Source organism: Prosthecobacter sp. (assembly GCF_049294395.1).
In the GTDB taxonomy this organism is placed as follows: domain Bacteria; phylum Verrucomicrobiota; class Verrucomicrobiia; order Verrucomicrobiales; family Verrucomicrobiaceae; genus Prosthecobacter.
In genome coordinates this window covers 1-4,893 of the sequence record NZ_JBAQCR010000299.1, presented here as the reverse complement: position 1 = coordinate 4,893, position 4,893 = coordinate 1, and the positions used below count along the sequence as shown (strand labels likewise).

Here is a 4,893-nt window from a genome sequence, read left to right as displayed (position 1 = left end):
CCTGAATGGTGTGCTCACCGTCGCCGATGACATGCGCAGGGTAACGACGGGAGGCGGCGATGAGTTCACGTCCGATGACGAGCACGCGGTAGTCCTCCCCCTCGGCGAACTGCTCCACAATGACCGACCGGCTTTCCTCACGAGCTGCAGCGTAGGCGGTGGCCACCTGCTCGCGGGTGTATAAATTCAAGGCGACGCCACGCCCCTGGTTCCCGTCCAGAGGTTTCACGACGACCGGCAGGCCAATTTCGTTGGCGGCAGCCCACGCATCGTCAGCGTTTTTCACAGGCCGGCCCTGCGGCACCGGCAGACCAATTTCATGGAGCATTCGCAGGGTGAAGTCTTTGTCCTGCACTATATCTTCAGCGATAGCGCTCGTCTGACTGGTGGCTGCGGCGAGGATTTTCTTTTGTTTCGAACCCCAGCCAAGCTGAACCAGGCTGCCTTCGGTGAGCCGAAGCACCGGGATGCCTCGCAGACGTGCGGCATCCACCATGGCCCGGGTGCTGGGCCCGAGGCATACTTCCTGAGCAAGCTCGCTCAGTTCTGTGATGGCCGCATTGACGTCCATGGTCTGGCCAAAGAGCGCGGCTTCGATCAAACGCCGGGCGAGTTCGAAGGCTGCGCGGGCGATGGATTCATCATCAAACTGGGTGATGATACGATACGTCAGAGGCTGGGAGGTGGGCATCACCTTGCCAAAACTGACCTGAAGATCGGAGCGACTTTGCAAATGCAGGGTGATTGACTGCAGCAGGGCCGCCAGGGACTCCGCCTGCGGAGTGACGCTGGTTTCGCTAAGCTGCGGCTCCAAAGTCGGCAGCCAGGAAAGAAGCCAGGAACGCCAGTTTGCGACGTGGTCGGTCATCTCGGGAAACTCCACCTTGCATTCCAGAACCGTCTCACGCGCCCAGAGATTCGGGCCGCGCAGCGCAAGGATTTTGCGAACAATGGTGGAGCGGAGTTCGCTGGATGGGGCAGTGTTAGGCAAGCAAGGAAAGGAAAGCGCGGAATTGTCCACATGCCTGCGGGAGGTCAAGGGAAACATCGGCATGAAATGAGATGGAATGGGCATTCCTGCGCCGCGTTAGGGGAAATAACCGCCCCAGTTTGACAAGCTACGGTAACATCGGACTTTCGGCGGGTTCCACGATCCGCCTCCATTTTGCCGCGTCCACTTTTCCAAGATCTTCCCGAATTTCTGCTTCAGCATGCCGAGTCCAAACTGGCATCCGGTGAACGCACGATCGCCCGTCTGATGACGGATTTGGATGCAGGGCTGCATTTCAGGCATGGACTGATCGTGCTAACCAACACCCGCCTGCTGCATTTTGAGGATGAGGGTACGAGCCAGCCGCGCTTCGTCGCCTGGAAGCTGGCAGATCTGCAGGAATTCCAGCTGGAGGAAATGGGCGCGACCATTGCGCTGCACCTCATGGGAAACGGAACGCTCCTCGGCCAGTGGCGGGTGACGTCCGGCTGCCTGCGCCAGGCAGAAGCATTTCTGGCCCGGTTCCGTGATCAATGCCGGACGCTGAGCGGTGATGCTGCTGGTTCCGAAAATGGCGGCAATGAAAAAGAGGACGATGAGGAGGAGATCTTTGCCGCTGAAGATGCCGAAGGGTATATACCGCCAGGGAAGCCGCTGCTGCGACTGCTGAGTTTTGCCCGTCCATGGTACCGGCTGCTGTTTCTCGGACTGGTGCTGACGATGGCAAGTACCGGGGCGCAAATGATAGCGCCCTGGCTCACCATGTCTCTGGTGGATGACGTGCTCATCCCGCTGCAAAGCCAGACTGAACTGGTGCATGTGCGGAAGGTCTATGTATTCATCACCGAACTGGCTCTGGCCGCGCTGCTGACCTGGGCCCTGAATTGGGGGAAAACTTTCGTGGTGGCGCGCATTGCCGAGCATGTGACCAGCCGCATGCGGCGGGAGACGTTTGAGCACCTGCAGAGGCTTTCGCTCACCTACTTCAACCGCAAGCGCACCGGAGACCTCATTTCACGCATTGGTTCGGACACGGAGCATCTCTCCCTGTTCATCTCGGTGAACTTCATCGACTTTTTCTGTGACGTGCTGCAGTTCATTTTCACGGCGGTCATCTTGTTCAGCATCAATCCGCTGCTGGCCGTAGCCGCACTGGGACCAGTACCCATCGTTGCCTGGCTGGTGCAGCGCGTGCGTGAGCATCTGCGCGGCGGGTTTGCCGCCGCCAGCCGTGCGGGAAGCCAGCTCACCAGCGTGCTGGCGGACACGATACCCGGCGTGCGTGTGGTCAAGGCATTTGCCCAAGAGCAACGCGAGATCGAGCGCTTCCGCGTGGCGGACAAGCACATCTTTGACACCAACGACCGCGTGAACAAGACCTGGTCGTTCTTCACACCGATGATCAAGCTGCTGACGGACTTGGGCCTGCTGATCGTGTGGGCGGTCGGCGCCTGGAGTGTGGCGCATGACAGCATCACGGTGGGGGTGCTGACCGGCTTTGTGCTTTACATCAGCAGCTTCTACGAACGCATGGACTCGATGAGCCGCTTCACCGCCTCCATGCAGCGGGCAGCCGCCAGCGCGCACCGCGTCTTTGATGTGCTGGATGTGAAGCCTGACGTGCCGGTGCAGCGCAATGCGATCAAGGTGGGCCGCCTGCGTGGCGAGATCGAATTCCGTGATGTGAAATTCCGCTACGGATCACGTGAAATCATTCGAGGCATCAGTTTGAAAATCGCGCCGGGCGAGATGGTGGGATTCGTGGGGCCAAGCGGTGCCGGCAAAACGACGCTGGTCAACCTGGCATGCCGCTTCTTTGAAGTGAGCGAAGGTGCGGTGCTCGTGGACGGCTTCAATCTGAGTGATGTCGATGTGATGGACTACCGCAGAAACCTTGGCCTCGTGCTGCAGGAGCCCTATCTTTTCTATGGCACAATCGCGGAAAACATCGCCTATGGAAAACCGAATGCGACGCGTGCGGAGATCGTAGCCGCGGCGCGTGCGGCACGTGCGCATGACTTTATCATGCGGCTGGCGGATGCCTACGATTCGCTGGTGGGAGAGCGCGGCCAGCAGCTTTCTGGCGGTGAGCGGCAGCGCATCAGCATCGCACGTGCGCTACTTGTCGACCCGGCCATTTTGATCCTGGATGAAGCCACCTCATCCGTGGACACTGAAACGGAGCGTGAAATCCAGGCGGCGCTGGATCACCTCGTCAAAGGCCGCACCACAATCGCCATCGCGCATCGCCTGGGCACTCTGCGCAAGGCGAGCCGGCTGGTGGTGATCGAGGAAGGCCGCATCAAGGAAATTGGGTCTCATGAGCAACTGCTGGAGAGCAGCGGCACCTATGCGCGACTGCATCAGGCCATGTTGGAGGTGAATCACGCATGAGCACGCCGCAGCCACTGAACATTGAATTTGCCAAGGAAAGCCAGGGCCGGCTGGCACTGGTGGACAGCAACGGCATCAGGCATACGAATGTGCATCCCGTCAAACTGTTCCCGCTGACTGAGAAGGACCACTGGATCTCCATCCAGTCCGAAGGCGCGCGTGAGATTCTATGCATCGAAGATCCGCAAAGCCTGCCCGAACCTTCGCGCACCCTGCTGCTAGAGGCGCTGGCCCGGCGAGACTTCGTCCCCATTATTCAGGTCATCCACCGCATCGTGCGTCTGGCAAATGGGCACGAATGGCATGTCACCACGGATCGGGGGGACACCAGCTTTGAAGTGGAGACGGATGAAAGCATCCAACCCCTCGGCCATGGGCGGCTGGTCGTTGTGGACCGGGGGAACACGCGCTATCTCATACCCAATATCGCCAGATTGGACCGCATCAGCAAACGCAAGCTGGAGCACTACTACTGACCTTGAACTCCGTTAACACCCCGCCCGCCACGCCTCCACGTATCGGCTCGCTCGATGTCTATCGAGGCATCGTGATGTTTCTGCTTGGTCTGCGTCTGCTGCAACTGGATGACGTAGCGGTGCTCTTTCCCGACAGCGCGATCTGGCAGTTTCTAGGTCATCATTCCTCCCACATTCCATGGGTGGGCTGTTCACTGAACGACCTGATCCACCCGTCGTTTGCCTTTTTGACCGGGGCTTCGCTGGTGTTCTCTGTTTCGGCACGTTCGAGAAAAGGCCAGTCGCAGTGGCACATGACACTGCATGCGCTGTGGCGGTCAGTGGCGCTGATATTCCTGGGGATATTCCTGCGCAGTGTGGACCGTGACATGACGCACTGGACCTTTGACGAGACTTTGACCCAGACCGGTCTGGGTTACATGGCGGTGTATGCTTTGGCTTATTGCAGCACACGGACACGGTGGATCTGGTTTGGACTCATCCTGACTTCCTCATGGCTGATGTATGCCTGCTATCCCATCATGCCGCCGCATGCCAATCCGATGGACTTCAACACCCCGGAAGGCTGGCAGCATGATTTCACCGGCTTTTTTGCCCACTGGAATCACAACCGCAATGTGGGCTGGAGCTTTGACCGCTGGCTGCTCAACGAGTTCCCGCGTGAGCGCCCCTACGTGGGCTATCTCGGAGGATACACGACCCTGAACTTCATTCCCACCATCGCCACCATGATCCTCGGAGTGATGGCAGGCACCTGGATCAAGCGAGGAGACCAGCCGGCCAGGCAGCTCATGGTGGCGAGTGTGGCCTGCCTGGCCTTCAGTTTTGTGCTGCACTTCGGCGGCATCTGCCCGATTGTGAAGCGTTTGTGGACACCGGCCTGGGTCTTCTTCAGCGGCGGCGGTTGCCTGCTGATTTTAGCAGCGCTGTATCAAATCATCGATGTCAGGCAATGGCGGAGCTGGTCCTTCCCCTTCCTTGTCGTCGGCGTGAACTCGCTGGCCTTCTATGTGATGCGCCACACACTGGACA

At 59.2% G+C, this 4,893-nt stretch carries 4 protein-coding genes; 3 read left to right on the top strand and 1 reads right to left on the bottom strand.

All coding sequences use genetic code 11. The annotated features are described in order from the left end of the window. Window positions 1-991: cyanophycin synthetase family protein (locus tag WAW39_RS19935; protein WP_422320917.1), on the bottom strand; the 991-nt coding region annotated here is incomplete at its 3' end. A gap of 174 nt (window positions 992-1,165) precedes the next feature. On the opposite strand from WAW39_RS19935, the gene WAW39_RS19930 reads away from it, so the two are divergent. The 3 genes from WAW39_RS19930 to WAW39_RS19920 all read left to right on the top strand — a co-directional run. Continuing rightward, window positions 1,166-3,385: an ABC transporter ATP-binding protein gene (locus WAW39_RS19930; RefSeq protein WP_422320916.1), complete on the top strand. Its 2,220-nt coding sequence runs from the start codon at window positions 1,166-1,168 to the stop codon at window positions 3,383-3,385. Next, the gene (locus WAW39_RS19925) at window positions 3,382-3,861 is read left to right on the top strand and encodes a DUF1854 domain-containing protein (RefSeq protein WP_422320915.1); all 480 of its coding nucleotides are present in this window, start codon (window positions 3,382-3,384) and stop codon (window positions 3,859-3,861) included. Before WAW39_RS19930 ends, WAW39_RS19925 begins: the two co-directional genes overlap by 4 nt. Before the next feature lie 2 nt (window positions 3,862-3,863). After that, window positions 3,864-4,893, top strand: a 1,030-nt coding sequence (locus WAW39_RS19920) for an acyltransferase family protein (RefSeq protein ID WP_422320914.1), incomplete at its 3' end; no start/stop codon positions are given.

Bases quoted from the DNA above. Each gene is read 5' to 3' on its own strand.
- WAW39_RS19925 (WP_422320915.1), top strand. From the start codon at position 3,382: ATGAGCACGCCGCAGCCACTGAACATTGAATTTGCCAAGGAAAGCCAG.